Here is a 16,011-nt window from a genome sequence, read left to right as displayed (position 1 = left end):
GTGGCCGCACTGCCGAGGGACACGCGGCACGAGCAGGCCTCGGCAGCCGGTGACGCCCGGCGGGGTCGGTGGTACAGTGGTCACGGCATGTGTGTGCGCCGTGTTCATGGCGCCCGTGCTTCTCTCCTCCGGCCGATGGCTCGCTCTCTTCTCGAGAGCACCCGGTCTCGTGTGTGACCTGCTGTTTCGTTCGCCGCGGGCTTGAGGCCGCTGCTCGGCCTTCTGCCGGTTCTCCGCTCCCGGCCCCACGTGTGCGCAGGCCGCACCGTCACCGGGCCGTCCGCGCCCCGTCCGACGGCCTCGCCGTCATCGTCCGATGGCGTCGCAGCCATCGCCACCGGCGCCGGACCGATTCCTGGCCCAGTTCGGGCCGTCCCGTGAAAGGACCTGAATGACCACCACACTCGAACCCACGACGCCGCCGTCCGCCGGGCAGCGCCCCGAGCAGACCGCCGGCGTCCTCGACATCACCAGGAACGGGCAGGGCTTCCTGCGCGGGCCTGAGCTGCTGCCGCAGCCCCGCGACGCCCAGGTGTCCGCCGCGCAGATCCGCCGTCTCGGCCTGCGCAACGGCGACACCGTCGTCGGCGAGCTGGGCGCGAAGCGCTCGCTCGGCGAGGTCGCCCTCGTCAACGGGCGACCGCCCGGCCGGCGGAGCGACAGGCCGCACTTCCACGACCTGACACCCCTGCACCCCCTTGAACGGCTCCGCCTGGAGCACTCCGGCAGCGGCCTCACCGGGCGCGTCGTCGACCTGGTGGCCCCCGTCGGCAAAGGGCAGCGCGGGCTGATCGTGGCCCCTCCCAAGGCCGGCAAGACGGTGGTGCTGCAACAGCTCGCCGCGTCGCTCGCCGCCAACCACCCCGAGTGCCACCTCATGGTGGTGCTGCTCGACGAACGCCCCGAGGAGGTCACGGACATGCGCCGCCGGGTGCACGGCGAGGTGCTGGCCTCCACCTTCGACCGGTCGGCCAGGGAACACATCGCCCTCGCGGAGCTCGCCGTCGCACGCGCCCAGCGGATGGTCGAGGACGGCCGCGACGTCGTCATCCTGCTGGACTCCCTGACCAGGCTGTGCCGCGCCCACAACAACGCGGCCGCCGCGGGCGGACGCACCCTCAGCGGCGGGGTGGACGCCTCCGCGCTGCACGGCCCCAAGCGGCTCTTCGGTGCCGCCCGGCTCACCGAGGAGGCCGGCTCCCTCACCATCCTCGCCACCGCGCTCGTCGAGACGGGCTCCCGCGCCGACGACTACTTCTTCGAGGAGCTCAAGAGCACCGGCAACATGGAACTGCGCCTCGACCGGGCCCAGGCCGACAAGCGCCTCTTCCCCGCCGTCGACATCCCCGCCTCCGGCACCCGGCGCGAGGAACTCCTCGTCCCGTCCGCCGAACTGACGGCCCTGCGGGGACTGCGCCGCGCCCTTGCCGCCGGCGACGGCCACGCCGGGCTCGAAACCCTGCTGGACCGGCTGCGCTCGACCCCGGACAACGCCGCCTTCCTCCGCCGGATCCACCAGACCGTCCCCGGGGCCTGACCGGCCCATCCCGCCCGACGGGGCGCGACGCGGGGGTCACCCCAGCTCGATCTCGCTCCACACCTGCTTGCCGCCGCTCACCGGCACGGTCCCCGAGGCGTCGGACACGGCCTGCACCAGCAGGATGCCGCGGCCGCCGGTGGCCTCCCAGCCGATGTTGGTCGGCTTGATGGGAGTGCGCGGTGAGGAGTCGCCGACGGCGATCCGCAGCCGGTCGTTGATGAGGGTCAGTTCGAGGCGCACCTGCCCGTCGGTGTGCACCAGGGCGTTGGTGACCAGTTCGGAGACGACGAGCAGGACCGCGTCGAGGTCGTGGGTGACCCCCCAGGCGCGCAGCGTGCGGGTGGTGAAGCGGCGGGCGTGCCGCGGCGCCTCCGGAACCCGCCAGATCGTCCAGCTCTCGCGCCGCGGGCGCACCTCCATGCCGTCGTAGCGCAGCAGGAGCAGCGCCACGTCGTCGTTGCGGTTGCCGCCGGCGAGGAGCATGTCCGCGACCTGGCCGAGGTGGCCCGGATCGGCTCGCTCCAGCTGCTCACGGAGTCTGAGCAGGCCGTCGTCGAGATCGAGGTCCGCGGTCTCCACCAGGCCGTCGGTGGTGAGCACCAGCATCGAGCCGGGCAGCAGCCGCAGGGGCGTCATGGGGAACTCCGCCTCGGTGACCACGCCGAGCGGCGGCCCGCCCTCGGTCACCACCGCCTGCGTCGAGCCGTCGGGGTGGCGCAGCACCGGCGGCAGGTGGCCGGCCCGGACGCACCAGGCGGTGCCCTCCTCCATGTCGACGTCGACATAGCAGCAGGTGGCGAAGAGGTCGCTCTCCATGCCCAGCAGCAGCCGGTTGGCGTGCGAGACGACCACGTCCGGGGGGTGCCCCTCGACCGCGTAGGCGCGCAGCGCGGTGCGCATCTGGCCCATCAGCGTGGCGGCACCGGCGTTGTGGCCCTGGACGTCTCCGATGACGAGGGCGACATGGCTGTCGGGCATGGGAATCACGTCGTACCAGTCGCCGCCGACCTCGAGGCCGACGGTGCTGGGCAGGTAGCGGGCCACCGCGCGCCCGCCGGGCAGCGGGGGCAGCCGGCGCGGCAGCAGGGAGCGCTGGAGCATGCCGACGAGTTCGTGCTCGGCGTCGAGGGCGTGCACGCGCGTGAGTTCCTGGCCCGCGAGCCCCGCGGCCGCGGTGAGCAGGGAGCGTTCGTCGGGTCCCGAGGTGTGCGGCTCGTCCCAGCCGAAGACGCAGACGCCGACCGTTCGTCCCCGTGCGGGCAGCGGCATGACGGCGAGGCCGCCGGGACCGACACCGGCGAGCGCGGGTTCGAGGGAGGCGCCCGCGGGCCACACCACGGGCCGGCCGTCCTGGAGGGCGGCGGCGACGGTGGGCATCGAACGCATCGGCGCGTCCGGCCACTCGGTGCGCCACTCGGCGCGCCACAGCTCCGGCCATGCCTCAGGCTCGGGCGGATCCAGGACGGTGACGACGAGCCGGTCCGACTCCACCTCGGCGAGCGCGGCCCGGTCCGCGCCGAGCGGCTGGCGCAGGGCCGCGACGATGGCGTGGCTCGCGTCGCGGACGGTTCCTGCGGCCGCCAGCACGGCGGCGAGCTGCTGGATGCGGAAGACGTCGTTGGCGCCGGGCCCCAGCAGGGAGGTGTCGACGACGGTGCCGAGCAACTGCGGCGGGTGGTCCGGGCCGCCGGGCAGCACCTGGCCGCGCAGCCGCAGCCACCTGGGCTCCCCGGACGGACGGCGGATACGGAAGTCGAGCTCGCGGTCGCCGATGGCCATGTGGTCGGGCTCGACCACGGACATCAGCGTGGGCAGGTCCTCCGGCACGGTCAGCGACAGCAGGGTCTCCACCCGGCCGTCGAAGTCCTCCGGGTGGATGCCGAAGAGGTCCAACACGTGCTCGGCGACCTCGATGTGACCGGTGTCCATGGACAGGGTGAAGGTGCTGACGGGCACGTCGCCGTCCGGTGTGACCATCGTGGCACCGGGCGGCATCCGGCGCGCCGACGGGGCCACGACCGCGCCCGCGAACAGCTCCAGACGCCGCCGGTCCTCCTCGCCGAAGCCCTCAGGACCGTCCCCCACCGCCAGCAGGCAGCCGCGGCCCGCACCGTCCCCGGTCAGCGGCAGGACCGCAAGCGCCATGTCCTTGGTTGCGGTCCCACCGGCACCGGGCCGCCCCGCCAGCTCCTCGGCCGCCAGCCAGAGCGGCGTTCGAGAGCGGTGCGCGGCGGCCACCGGGGCGTCGCCGCCGGTCGCGTAGCCGTCCACGAGGCCGTAGAGCGACCCGGGCACGCCCGCCGCGACGGTCAGGCGCAGCTCCTCGCCGGCTCGTGCCGGCTGGTAGACGGCCGCATGCGTGGCATCGGTGAAGACCAGGACCTGTTCCACGACGGACCGGGCACGCCCCTGGGCGTCCAGATCCGAGGGGATCGCCTCCAGCGCACTTTCGACACGCAACGCTCCCGTTCCCCGTCCCGTCGAGCCGTCGCTGACCTCAATTGGCCATTACAGCGCTTTCGGCCCGCTTGCGCACCCCCTGTGACCGGCACAAGGTCGAAAAGGCCGCCACCGGCCGGGAACGGCAGGTCGCAGGCGGATGCATGTCCCCGCCACCTATGTCTGCGTGAGGGCTCACCACGCTCGGCGACGGCGCTGCGGCGCCCGGCCCGGCGCAGGGGCGGCGGGCGCGGTTCACGGCACCCATGGACCACCGCCGCTCCGGCTCGCGACTCCTACGGTTCACGACTCCTTCAGCTCACGGCTCCCGCGGTTCACGGCTCCCGCGGTTCACGGCTCCCGCGGTTCACGGCGCCTACTGCTCGTCACAGCGCGGAGCGGCGGCACTCCGCGGCCCGTACGAAGTCGGGGTCGAGCACGATGCCCCAGCCCGGCGCGGTGGGCGCGGCGACCTCGCCGTCCGCCACCTTCAGCAGCGGCGCGTAGACGCCCTGCGTCCACGGCGTGTTCTCGATGCTCCACTCCTGGTACTGGCTGCACGCGGGCTGCGCGGCGGCGAGGTGCAGGCTGAAGACCTGCAGCAGCGAGTCGTTGGCGCAGTGCGGGGTGCAGGGGATGCCCGCGGCCTCGGCGAGCACGGCGACCTTGCGGGCCCGCGACACGCCGCCGAGGTAGCCGATGTCCGGCTGCACGATGTCCACGGCACCGGTGCTGATCATGCGGTGGAACTGCGCCAGCGACGTGTCCTGCTCGCCGCCGGAGACGGGGATGTCGAGGGCGGCGGCGACCCGCGCGGTCTGCTCGATGTCCGGGAAGGGGCAGGGCTCCTCGAAGTGGAAGTAGCCGTGTTCCTCCAGCATCCGGCCGACCCTGATGGCACGGCCCGCCGAGTAGCCGCCGTTGGCGTCCGCGGACAGGTCGACGTCGTCGCCGAGCGCGTCGCGCAGGTGCGGCACGATCCGCTCGGTCCTGCGGGGCGCGGCGTCCCGGTCGCGGCCCATGGCCTCGCCGACGCGGATCTTCACCGCCCTGAATCCCCGCTCCGCGATCGCCTCCGCCAGGCGCTCGCCCTCCGCCTCGGGCGTGATGTCGCGGCGCATGCTGGAGGCGTACATCGGCACCGACGCCCTGGCGTGCCCGCCGAGGAGCTGGCTGACGGGCCGGCCCGCGGCCTTGCCGAGGACGTCCCACAGCGCGGTGTCCACACCGGCGAGCGCGCGCAGCAGGAATCCGCCGGAGAACTTGTAGTGGTGCCGTACGCAGGCGTCGACGAGCGCCTCGACGTCCCACGGGTCCCTGCCGAGGAAGAGCGGGGCGACCATGGTGTGCAGGACTCCGACGCTGGTGGCCGCCTCGTAGGGTGCGGTCTGCCCGATGCCGGTGAGGCCGTCGTCGGTGTGGACCCGGACGGCGGCGAGCGGGCCGCGCAGCAGCGTCTCGATCGCGGTGATCCTCACAGGTGCTCCTTGAGCAGGTCAACAAGCGGGGTGCGCACGGCGCACCGCTCCAGCGCGAAGCAGTCGGCGAGCGCCCGCATGCCGTCTGCGTCGAGCCCGGCGAAGCAGCGGGCGAAGTCGTCGACCATGGGCTCGGCGAGCAGGATGTGCCGCACCAGCACGTGGATCCACTGCTGCTGGCCGAACGGCAGCGGGTCGAAGGACGGGAACTCCTCCGCGACGGTCCGCTCGATCGGGTCGAGGATGTGCCGCACGCCGGTGTCCACCCCGCCCCACACGTCGACGCCGAGCCGCGCCTTCTTCTCCAGGACGGGGGCGATCCGCCGCAGGTACGGGGACTCGGCGGGCAGGTGCGCGATGCCCTGGAGGCCGATGTCCTTGTACGTCCACAGGCTCCACCCGGCGCCCAGCTCGTCGTAGAGGGCGAGCTGGTCGGCGAGCACCCTGTAGCGGGCCGCGTCGCGCTTCGCGTCGCCGCTGTAGACCGGGCCGAACTCGCCGACCCATATGGGGGTGCGGGTGCTGCGCATGTACGCGGACCGGGTCAGGAAGCGGCTTTCGAGGAAGTCGCGGTTCACGTACTGGCCGCGGGAGAAGCCCGGGTAGTCGCCGCTGTCGGCGAAGCCGGCGAGGGCGTAGTCGTGGACGGTGTAGACGGTGTTCGGCCACGGGTCGCGGAAGGAGTCGAACTCGGTGGCGTGCCGGTTGCCGTCGAGGAAGATGGTGTGGTCCGGGTCGACCGCCCTGATCGCGGCGTGCAGCCGCTCGTAGAAGGGTCCGATGGTGAGGCCGTCGGAGTCCGCGGGCTCGTTCAGGGGGTTGTAGCCGGCCACCATGGGGTTGCCGCGGTAGTGGTCCGCCAGGGCCTCCCACAGGTGCACCACGCGGTCCTGGAAGTGGCGGTGGGTCCAGAAGAACGAGCGGTGCGTGGGATTGTCGCTGTGCCAGCGCTGGTTGTGGTAGCCGGGCGCGGCGTGCAGGTCGAGCACCGTGTAGAGGCCGTGCCGCGCGCAGCTGTCGACCACCCGGTCCAGCAGGTCGAAGCCCTGCTTCTTCAGCTCCATGGGCCGGTCGTCGTCCTCGAAGTGCCGGTAGTGGAAGGGCACCCGGACGCAGTTCATGCCCATCCCGGCGAGCAGGGCGGCGTCGGCGTCCGTGAAGAACACCTCCAGGAAGCGGTCGAAGAAGGCGTGGTAGGCCTCCTCGCCGACGACACGGCGCAGGGCGCCGCGCTGGAGCTCCTCGGTCGCCGGAAAGCCGGTGATGAAGTTCTCCATGTTCATCCAGCCGCCGAGTCCGACGCCGCGCAGCCGCACGGGTTCACCGGTGGCGGTGGCCAGGTGGTCGTCCTCGACGTGGAGCATCACGGACGCGTCGTTCATAGGCCGTACTCCTTGCGTGCTGCGGCGTCCGCCGCGGGGGGTGTGCGGGTGAGGGGGCTCCTGCGCCCCGCGCTCACCGGCTGAATCCGGCGGTCAGGCCGCGGATGAGGTGGCGGCGCCCGACGAGGTAGGCGGCGAGCATCGGCAGGGTGGACAGCACCACGGCGGCGAGCACCGCGGGGACGTTGACGGTGAACTCGCCCTGGAACGTCCACAGCGCCATCGGCAGCACCCGCCGGCCGGGACTCTGCGTGAGGATCAGGGGGAAGAGGAAGCCGTTCCAGACGTGCAGGGCGTCGTAGATGGAGACGGTGACGATGGCGGGGCGGGCCAGCGGGACGACGAGGTGCCAGAGGATCCGTGCGTCGTTGCCGCCGTCCAGGCGCATGGACTCGAAGAGCTCGCGCGGGATGTCCCGGATGAAGTTCGCGAGGATGAGGACGGTGACCGGCACGGCGAAGCCGATGGACGGCAGGATCAGGGCGAGCAGGCTGTCGTAGAGGTGCACACGCGTGATCATGTAGTAGAGCGGGATGATCGTGGCGTGCACGGGGATGGCGAGCCCCAGCAGGAAGAGCGAGAAGGCGGAGCGCACCAGCCGGCCCCGCCCGCGCACCACCGCGTAGGCGGCCATCAGGGACAGGGCGACGGTCAGCGCCACCGAGGCGGTGGTCACCGTGACGCTGTTCAGGAAGTACGTCCCGAAGCCCTTGTCGAGGACTTCCGTGTAGTTGCCGAGGGTGAGGTCGTGGGTCGGCGCGAGCGGGTTGCCGGAGAAGAAGCCGGCCTGGCCGCGCAGGCTGGTGATGACCACGTAGTAGACGGGCAGGATGATCACGGCCAGCCAGACGAACCCGGCGAGCGCGGCGGGCACGTTGGGCTTCCTGCGGGGGGTGCCCGCCCTGCGGCGGCGCGGCGGGGCCGCCGGCCGTCCGAACCGGGTGCCGGACCTCGCTGCCGGGGTGGTCGTGGTGGCCATCAGAGCCCTTCCTGGTCGCTGCGCATCCGGCTGAAGCCCGTGAACCTGGTCAGCGCGAGCGCCAGGGCGAGCCCGATCACCACGAGGATCACGGCCAGCACGCTGGCGGCGCCCATGTCGTTGGCGGCGAAGCCGGTGAGGTACATGTCGAGGGGCAGCAGCCGGGTGCTGTTGCCCGGGCCTCCCCCGGTGAGGACGAAGACCACGTCGAAGTAGGTCAGCGAGCCGGTGACCATCAGCGTGGACGAGGTGATGATCGTGCCGCGCAACTGCGGCAGCGTGACGTAGGCGAACTGCTGGAAGCGTCCCGCCCCGTCGATGGTCGCCGCCTCGTAGAGCGAGGTGGGGACCTGCCGTACGGCGGCCTGGTACAGCAGCGTGTGGAAGGGCACGAACTGCCAGGCGATCACGAAGATCACCACGTACAGCACCAGGCTCGGGTCGCCCAGCCAGTTCTGCGCGAGGAAGCCGAGGCCGGGCGCGCCCCCGATGCCGAAGTGCGGGTCGAGGATGGCCTTGAACGCGATGGCGACCGCCGCCGAGGAGAGCAGCAGCGGGATGAAGTAGAGCGCGGCGAGCACCGCGCGGTAGCGCTGGGTGCCGGCGGTGAAGACCCCGAGCAGCAGGCTGATCGGGGTCTGCACCAGCCAGGACACCACGATGATCTTGAACGTGAGCAGCAGTGCGTTGCCGGTCACCGGGTCCTGCATCACGGCGGACCAGTTGTGCAGGCCGGCCCAGCCGATGCCGCTGAGGCCGTCCCACCGCGTGAAGCTGAGGACCGCGGCACCGGCGAGCGGCAGCACGGCGAAGACGAGGAACATCAGCAGCGCAGGCAGGACCAGCAGTCCGCTGGCGCCGTGGCGTCTGTCGAGGGTGCTCCGGGAGGGGGCCGCCGGGGTTCGGGGATGCAGGACCGACACGTCAACTCGATTTCAGCCGGAGAGGGTGGCGTTCATGTTGTCCGCGAACTTCTCCGGGGTGATCTCCTTGAGGAAGATCTGCTGGAGGTTGGTGAGCACCGCGTCGCCGGCCTTGGGGCCGAGCGCCTGGTCCAGCGAGAGGGCGAAGTTCGGGGCTTTCGCGGTCATGCTGTAGACCGCGTCGAAGTAGTCGGGATCGCTCGACTTGGCGATCCGGGGGCCGAGATCGGCCACCGGCGGCACGTTGCCGTCCTTGAGCAGGTCGTCGATGTAGGAGCCCTTGAGCAGAGCGTCCTTCAGGTAGGCGCGGGCGGTCTTCTTCTCGTCGTCGGAGGCGGACGCCGAGATCGACCAGTAGTTGGAGGGGTTGCCGACCACGTCGTCCGGGTCGCCCTTCCCGCCGGAGACCGTCGGGAAGGGGAAGTAGCCGAGCTTGCCGTCCGAGACGAACTTCGGGTCGGACTGCTGGATGGTCTGGTAGGCGGACGGCAGCGCCAGCGTCATGGCGGCCTTGCCGGTGTACAGCAGGGCCACGTCGGCGCCGCTGTCGGTGGTGATGGAGGCGAAGTCCGACACGAAGCCGCCGGCGTCGACCAGCTCCTGGATCTTGGTGTTCGCCTGGGTCACCGCCGGGTCGGACCACGCCTTCGCCTTGCCGGCCAGGATGTCCTCCAGCACGCCGGGGCCGCCGATGCGGTCCATCAGGTACGAGAGCCACGGCAGCAGCGGCCACTTGGCCTGGCCGCTCACCGTGAACGGCGCGATCTTGGCCTGCTTGAAGTCGTCGACCTGGCTCATCAGCTCGTCCCAGGTCTTCGGCGGCTCGGCACCGATCTGGGCGAAGAGCTCCTTGTTGTAGTAGATCATCACCGGCTTGATGCCGTTGTTCGGCAGCGCGTACGTCTTGCCGCCGACCTTCCCGCCGTTCGCGACCGAGGAGAGGAAGCGGCCCTTCACCTCGGCGTCGGCGGCGAGGTCGCTCAGGTCCTCCACCGCCTTGGCCCGCACGTAGGACTCCAGGACGCCGCCGCCCCAGCCGTAGATCAGGGTGGGGGCCTGGCCCGCGCCGACCGCGGTGCGGATCTTCTGCTTGTACGGGTCGTTGGCGAAGGCCTGGACGTCGAACTTCTGATCGGGGTGGGCGTCGTTCCACGAGTTGAAGGTGTTGTGGAAGGTCTGCTCCGTCACGCCGCTGAGGATCCACGCCGACGCGCCGTCGGTGGAGCCTCCCGCGCCGCCGGGCTTGGGTCCCGAGGTGCCGCAGCCCGCCACCGCACTGCCGAACAGGATGGCCAGTCCCGCCGCGAGGACGGTCCTTCGTGGGGTGACCGATGCCGTCATGCTGTCCGCCTCTCTTCCCCGGCCACGTCGTCGTGTCCGGGGGTCGGATGGGGATGGCGCGGCACCAGCTGCAGCAAGCGCTTTCCGGGACCACGCCCAGGGGTCGCCTGCGGATGGTAGTGCGGATCACGGCGGAGCGCTGCAACTCCCGTAAGCGGCTTCCCCCTTGATCGGATTCGTCCCCAACCTCCGTCGCCCGGGGCCCTCGGCCCGTGCGATCCCCGGCGGTTCACGCCACCACGACCCCTGAAGTGATGACCGGCCGACCGGCGCCGCACACGTGTCACCTGACGCCTCTCGCGCCTGCGGCAAGGCCTCTCACCGCCGGCGCCCGGCCATCGTGCAAGCGGCGCCCGGGACTTGTCAATCGTTATCGATAACGTTATCGGTGGCGGCGGGACAGGACAGTAGAATCCGGACCGTGACGAGCAACCGAGTGACCATCCGGGAGGTCGCCGCGCAGGCGGGCGTCTCGGTAGCGACCGTCTCCAAGGTGCTCAACGATCGCCATGGAGTGGCCGCGGACACCCTGCTGCGGGTGCGCGCCGCCATCGACGAACTGGGCTACGAGTCGAGCCTGGTCGCACGGAGCCTGCGCAACCACCGCACCAACGTCGTCGGCGTGCTGGTGTGGGCCATAGAGCCGTACAGCGCCGAGCTGCTGAAAGGCGTGGCACGCGGCCTCAAGGGCACCGGATACGAGCTGGTCGTGTACTCGACCGGCGGGGAGGCCGGCGGGCGGGTCGGCTGGGAACGGCGCTACCTGTCGCGGCTGTCGGGGACGCTGATCGACGGCGCGGTACTGGTGACGCCCACCGTCTCCACCCGGGACATCGGCTCGCCGGTGGTCGCGGTGGATCCGCACAGCGGGGGCGACGACGGCTGGACGGTGGCGGCGGACAACGCCCGCGGGGCGCGCCTCGCCGTGGAACACCTGCTGGAACTCGGCCACCGCCGCATCGGCTTCCTCGGCCGGCCCCCCAGGGACCTGGAGTCCAGCAGGCAGCGGGAGGCCGGCTACCGCAGCGCGCTTAAGGCCGCCGGCATCCCCTTCGACCCGGACCTGCTGCGCAACGCCGGCTACGAGGCCCACGAGTCGTCGAACGCCGCCAGGGCGCTCCTGACGCTCCCCCAGCGGCCCACCGCCGTCTTCGCGGCGAACGACGTGACCGCGATAGCCACCATGGAGACCGCCCTGACCCTCGGCATGCGGGTGCCTCAGGACCTGTCGGTGATCGGGTTCGACAACATCCCCGAGAGCACGATGGTGGAGCCCGCGCTCACCACCATCGAGCAGCCGTTGCAGCTCATGGGGCAGCGGGCGGTGGAGATGCTGCTCGACCTCCTCGGTGGGCGCGAGCCCGGCGAGGGGCAGGTGATGCTGCCGACCCGGCTGGTGGTGCGGGGGTCTTGTGCGGAGCCTGCGGCGGCCGGCGCCGGTGCCTGGGGCGGCTTCGCCGCGGGGGCTAGGGGGTTGCCGTTCGGCGCGGCCGGGGGGCCCGATCCGGGATCTTGACTCTCGCACCGCGTCAGGCGGTCAGCTTGGAGACATCGTATTCACCATCGGCTCACTTCCTCTCAGTCCTGCGTGAGTTCCTTCGGCGGGCGCATCTCCTGGTACGCCTCCCGAAGTCGCGTAGCCTCGGGAAGGCCGCGGCGTTCGACTGCTCGCACGACTTCCAGTGCACGCCAGTGGTTCGACGGCACGACCTTGCCGCTGAGGATCGCCTTCTCGGCCGATTCACACGCCTCATCGTGCTGATTCGCAGACAGCAGCGCGAGAGCCAGGTCAATGTGGGCCGAGGCAACTCGCCTGGGCCAGCGAGAGACGTCGTCTCGGGGACCGAGCCGCGCAACTACCTCACGCGCGTAGGTCTCTGCCGTGCCATCCCCGAGCCACGCCAGCGTTGTCGCTGTGTACGAAACGGACTTTTCCGGATCGTAACGGTAATGGTGTTCGGGTGTGTCGGAGTTCCCGAGCGCATCAGACATCTGCTGCACGCGCTCAACAGCGGAGTACGTCTCTTGCGAATTCCCCAACCGCGCATGAGCACGGCCCTCTTGCGCAGTTGCCTGGATCAGCACGGAAGTCCCCTTCGGAGCTATCCGCTGGGCGGCACGGGAGAGTTCCACGGCGCGCTTGTAGTCGCCCGCGGTGAGCACTCGCCACGCCTCGGTCTCAAAACACCAGGCTTCGATATCGGGATGCCCCGCTTCACGCGCCAGCATTGCCGACGTCTGCAATCTGGCCGTCGCGGCCGAGTCCTGGTTCAGGTCAATGTGCACCGTCGCACCCAGCAAGGAGAGCCACCCGCCGATAACCAGCAGGCGACGCTGCTCCGAAAGCGTCTTCTTGGCATCGAGCAACTTGGCGACGTAGCCGGAGTTCTTCCGCACTTGCTGGAGCAGAACTTCCGGCGAGTCTCCGAACGGCCCCGCCACAGGCGGCGGGCGTCGCGGACGGCCGCCACCGCGAGCCAGAGGAAGCAGACGGCCCCGGCCAGGCCGACCCAGAAGGACGCCTGAGCGACGGCTGCGATCAGCCAGGCGAACGCCAAGGCGGGTACGAGCAGCACCAGGTCGGCGGTGGCGGAGCCGAGGATGACGCGCAGCGCGGAGGCGAAGCCGCGGGTGGCCGCGGTCTGGATGATGGTGACGAACACCGGGCCGACGGACAGCGCCGCGCCGGCGCCGAGCAGGGTGCCGAGCCAGAGCACCTGGATCATGGAGGTCTTTCCTCGCTGCGGTGTGCTTGCGGACGGGCGGCATGCGCGCGGGCAGGCCGTGGCACCGGGACGGCGGCGCACAGGCGCGGGTCCCGGTCGAACGGCCCTCCGATGTCCCGGGCGGATCATGCCACAGCGGGGTGGCCCACCCGACCTGCCCTTTCAGCCGGATCCGGCGGTCGGAACAGGGGGGCGCCCGTCGGCGCGGATCGCCGATCCTCTAACCTCTTTGGGATCCTGTCCGGGCCAGGGCTCGACACATCGGGAAGGTCATGCGGGAAGACACCATCGTCCAGGCTGCTGCCGGTGTGCATCTGGTGCACGGCAGCAACACCAACTGGGTCGTCATCGCCGAGGGCGACGACGTCACCCTGATCGACACCGGCTACCCCGGCGACCGCGCCCTGCTGCTCGAATCGCTGGCGTCCCTCGGGCACCGCCCCGAGTCCGTACGCGCCGTCCTCGTCACCCATGGCCACGCGGACCACCTGGGATCGGTCGAGTACCTGAGCGCCGCCCACGGCACGCCGGTCTACCTGCACGAGGCCGAAGTGCCGCACGCCCGGCGGGAGTTCGTCCACCAGGTCTCCGCCGGCCGGATCCTGGCCAACGCGTGGCGGCCGCGCGTCCTGCCCTGGGCGGTACACGCGGTGCGCTCCGGCGGGCTCGGTGACGTCCGGGTGAGCTCCCCGCAGCCGTTCCCCGCGCCCGGCCCCCTGGACCTGCCCGGCCGGCCGGTTCCGGTGCTCACCCCCGGGCACACCGCGGGCCACAGCGTCTACCACCTGCCCGACGCCGGCCTGGTGATCAGCGGCGACGCGCTCGTCAGCGGCCACGCCATATCGGGGACGAGCGGCCCGCAGCTGCTGCCCGTGATGTTCGACAAGGACCGCGCCGGGACACGCGAGTCCCTGCGGATCATCGAGAAGCTGGAAGGCGACACCCTGCTGCCGGGCCATGGCCCCCTGCACCGGGGCTCCGTCCGGGCCGCCGCGCAGCTCGCCTACGAACGCGCATCCTGAAAACGCCGGGTTCCGGCCGGTCAGTACCATGGCGTGCGTCCGGCCGATCACGGACCTGCGTCGAGGAGCGGTTCTTGCGTGACATCACCGTGTTCAGCGGCAGCGCCCACCCGGAGCTGGCCGCGGAGGTGTGCGCGCACCTCAAGGTGCCGCTCAGCCCGGTACGCTCCAGCCGCTTCGCCAATGACTGCCTCGAGGTGCAGTTGCAGTCCAACTGCCGCGAGCGCGACGTCTTCCTGATCCAGCCGCTCGTCGCCCCGGTACAGGAGCACCTCGTGGAGCTGCTGATGATGTGCGACGCGGCCCGCGGCGCGTCGGCGGGGCGGATCACCGTCGTCATGCCGCACTACGCCTACGCGCGCTCCGACAAGAAGGACGCCCCCCGGATCTCGCTCGGCGGGCGGCTCGTCGCCGACCTGCTGGTCGCGGCCGGGGCCGGCCGGGTGCTGACGATGGCCCTGCACTCCCCGCAGGTGCACGGGTTCTTCTCGGTGCCGGTGGACCACCTGCACGCGCTGCGGGAGCTGGCGCGGCACTTCAGGGGCCGTGACCTGTCGCGTACCACGGTGGTCTCCCCCGACCTCGGCTACGCCAAGGAGGCGGCGGCCTTCGCGCGAATGCTGGGGGCGCAGGTGGCGGCCGGTGCCAAGCAGCGGTTCGCCGACGACCGGGTCAGCATCAGCTCCGTCATCGGTGAGGTCGCCGACCGGGACGTGATCGTCCTGGACGACGAGATCGCCAAGGGCAGCACCGTGCTGGAGCTGCTGGACCGGCTGCGCGAGCTGCGGCCGCGCTCGATCCGCATCGCCTGCACCCACGGGCTGTTCGCGGCGGGCGCCCTGCGGCGGCTCGGCGAGCAGCCCGACGTGCTGGAGGTCGTCTGCACGAACACGGTGCCGGTGCCGGACGGCGACACCACCGAGAAGCTGACGGTTCTGTCCATCGCTCCGGCCCTCGCCGAGGCGGTGCGGCGCATCCACAACGGCGAGTCGGTCAGCGCGCTGTTCGACCAGAGCTGAGCACGGCCCCGCCCCTGGCGCCCGGGCACGCTGGGGTAGGGTGGCCGGGCCACACACTGGACGACTGAGGAGGTGAGCCCCATTACCGCGGTATCAGGTCGGGTGCTCCCGCCTCGCGACCGTCCGGTCCCCTCGGCATAGGACCTCGGACAGAGACGGGGAGCGCCCCTCGGCGTCCCGAAAGGCTCTCCTGCCCCATGTCCGAAACCCACTCCCACTCCTCCCCCGCCGCCTCCGGTCCGCCCGCTTCAGGCGCCGCCGGGGCGCGTTCCGCCGCGCCCGGACTCGGCCATGCGGCGATCACCGGCGTGCTGCGCGCCTCCGGCTGCGTCTTCGCCGAGGACGAGGCGGACCTGCTGCTCGCCGAGGCCCGCACGCCGGACGAACTGGCCGCCATGGTGGAACGGCGCGCCAGGGGCCTCCCGCTGGAGCACGTCCTCGGCTGGGCCGAGTTCCGCGGCCTGCGGATCACCGTGGCCCCCGGGGTCTTCGTGCCCCGGCGCCGAACCGAGTTCCTGGTGGGCCGGGCCGTCGCGCTCGCGCCGCCGCGTGCGGTGATCGTCGATCTGTGCTGCGGCTCGGGGGCGCTGGCCGCCGCGCTCGGCGCGGCCGTGCCGGGCGCCGAGCTGCACGCCGCCGACGTGGACCCGGCGGCCGTACGGTGTGCCCGCCTCAACCTGCCGGGCGGTACCGTCCACGAGGGCGATCTGTTCGATCCGCTCCCCGAGGGGCTGCGCGGTCGCGTCGACGTCCTCACCGCCAACGTGCCGTACGTGCCCACCGCCGACATGGCCCTGCTCCCCCAGGAGGCCCGCGTCCACGAGCCGCCGGTCGCCCTGGACGGCGGCTCCGACGGGCTCCACGTGCTGCGGCGGGTGGCCGCGCGGGCGCCGCTCTGGCTGGCGCCCGGCGGTCATGTGCTGATCGAGACCAGCACGCGCCAGGCCCCGTCGGCCGTGGCGGCCTTCACGTCCGGCGGCCTCGTGGCGGAGGTGGCCGCCGAGGAGGAGCTCGGGGCGACCGTGGTCATCGGCACGCGGCCCGCGGCAGCCGTGGACTAGGTCGTGTCCGGCGGATCTTCGTGGGCCCGCGACTCCCCCACTGCCTGAAGGGCGTGGGTGGGGGTACCTCCCACGCCCGTTCAGGGCAGTGGGGGAGTGCC

General features: G+C 71.8%; 12 protein-coding genes. 5 read left to right on the top strand and 7 right to left on the bottom strand.

What is annotated here, in order from left to right; all coding sequences use genetic code 11:
• The first annotated feature begins 391 nt into the window (after positions 1-391).
• On the top strand, positions 392-1,537 hold the full coding sequence (rho, locus tag Sm713_RS23280) for a transcription termination factor Rho (protein WP_212911485.1): 1,146 nt from the start codon (positions 392-394) through the stop codon (positions 1,535-1,537).
• 36 nt (positions 1,538-1,573) lie between these two features.
• Here rho and Sm713_RS23275 read toward each other — a convergent pair whose 3' ends face one another.
• From Sm713_RS23275 to Sm713_RS23250, 6 genes are all read right to left on the bottom strand, one after another.
• Positions 1,574-4,000: a SpoIIE family protein phosphatase gene (locus Sm713_RS23275; RefSeq protein ID WP_249416455.1), complete on the bottom strand. Its 2,427-nt coding sequence runs from the start codon at positions 3,998-4,000 to the stop codon at positions 1,574-1,576.
• A gap of 365 nt (positions 4,001-4,365) precedes the next feature.
• Positions 4,366-5,457 carry a mandelate racemase/muconate lactonizing enzyme family protein gene (locus tag Sm713_RS23270; RefSeq protein ID WP_212911484.1) on the bottom strand — a complete coding sequence of 364 codons (1,092 nt, stop codon included), beginning with the start codon at positions 5,455-5,457 and terminating at the stop codon, positions 4,366-4,368.
• The gene (locus Sm713_RS23265; protein WP_212911483.1) at positions 5,454-6,839 is read right to left on the bottom strand and encodes a glycoside hydrolase family 5 protein; all 1,386 of its coding nucleotides are present in this window, start codon (positions 6,837-6,839) and stop codon (positions 5,454-5,456) included. Before Sm713_RS23265 ends, Sm713_RS23270 begins: the two co-directional genes overlap by 4 nt.
• Before the next feature lie 73 nt (positions 6,840-6,912).
• On the bottom strand, positions 6,913-7,818 hold the full coding sequence (locus tag Sm713_RS23260; protein WP_212911482.1) for a carbohydrate ABC transporter permease: 906 nt from the start codon (positions 7,816-7,818) through the stop codon (positions 6,913-6,915).
• Positions 7,818-8,741, bottom strand: a complete 924-nt coding sequence (locus Sm713_RS23255; protein ID WP_374196021.1) for a carbohydrate ABC transporter permease — start codon at positions 8,739-8,741, stop codon at positions 7,818-7,820. The genes Sm713_RS23260 and Sm713_RS23255 overlap by 1 nt, the downstream gene beginning before the upstream one ends.
• A gap of 12 nt (positions 8,742-8,753) precedes the next feature.
• Positions 8,754-10,082: an extracellular solute-binding protein gene (locus tag Sm713_RS23250; RefSeq protein WP_212911481.1), complete on the bottom strand. Its 1,329-nt coding sequence runs from the start codon at positions 10,080-10,082 to the stop codon at positions 8,754-8,756.
• 421 nt (positions 10,083-10,503) lie between these two features.
• Here Sm713_RS23250 and Sm713_RS23245 point away from each other — a divergent pair, with 421 nt between their 5' ends.
• A complete protein-coding gene (locus Sm713_RS23245; protein ID WP_212911480.1) occupies positions 10,504-11,598 on the top strand; it encodes a LacI family DNA-binding transcriptional regulator in 1,095 nt (364 codons plus the stop codon).
• Between the two features lie 754 nt (positions 11,599-12,352).
• On the opposite strand, the gene Sm713_RS40600 is transcribed toward Sm713_RS23245, so the two are convergent.
• A complete protein-coding gene (locus Sm713_RS40600; protein ID WP_249416454.1) occupies positions 12,353-12,808 on the bottom strand; it encodes a LysE family translocator in 456 nt (151 codons plus the stop codon).
• A 272-nt stretch (positions 12,809-13,080) separates the two neighbouring features.
• Here Sm713_RS40600 and Sm713_RS23235 point away from each other — a divergent pair, with 272 nt between their 5' ends.
• The 3 genes from Sm713_RS23235 (at position 13,081) to Sm713_RS23225 (ending at position 15,910) form a co-directional block, all read left to right on the top strand.
• A complete protein-coding gene (locus Sm713_RS23235; protein ID WP_212911479.1) occupies positions 13,081-13,830 on the top strand; it encodes an MBL fold metallo-hydrolase in 750 nt (249 codons plus the stop codon).
• A gap of 74 nt (positions 13,831-13,904) precedes the next feature.
• Positions 13,905-14,849, top strand: coding sequence for a ribose-phosphate pyrophosphokinase (locus tag Sm713_RS23230; protein WP_212911478.1), 945 nt, complete (start codon positions 13,905-13,907; stop codon positions 14,847-14,849).
• 197 nt (positions 14,850-15,046) lie between these two features.
• Complete coding sequence (locus tag Sm713_RS23225; protein WP_212911477.1) at positions 15,047-15,910, top strand: putative protein N(5)-glutamine methyltransferase; 864 nt, start codon at positions 15,047-15,049, stop codon at positions 15,908-15,910.
• Positions 15,911-16,011: the final 101 nt, after the last annotated feature.

The organism is Streptomyces sp. TS71-3, assembly GCF_018327685.1.
Taxonomy (GTDB): Bacteria; Actinomycetota; Actinomycetes; order Streptomycetales; family Streptomycetaceae; genus Streptomyces.
Note: the sequence above shows the minus strand (reverse complement) of the source record. Positions and strands in the feature narration are given on the sequence as shown.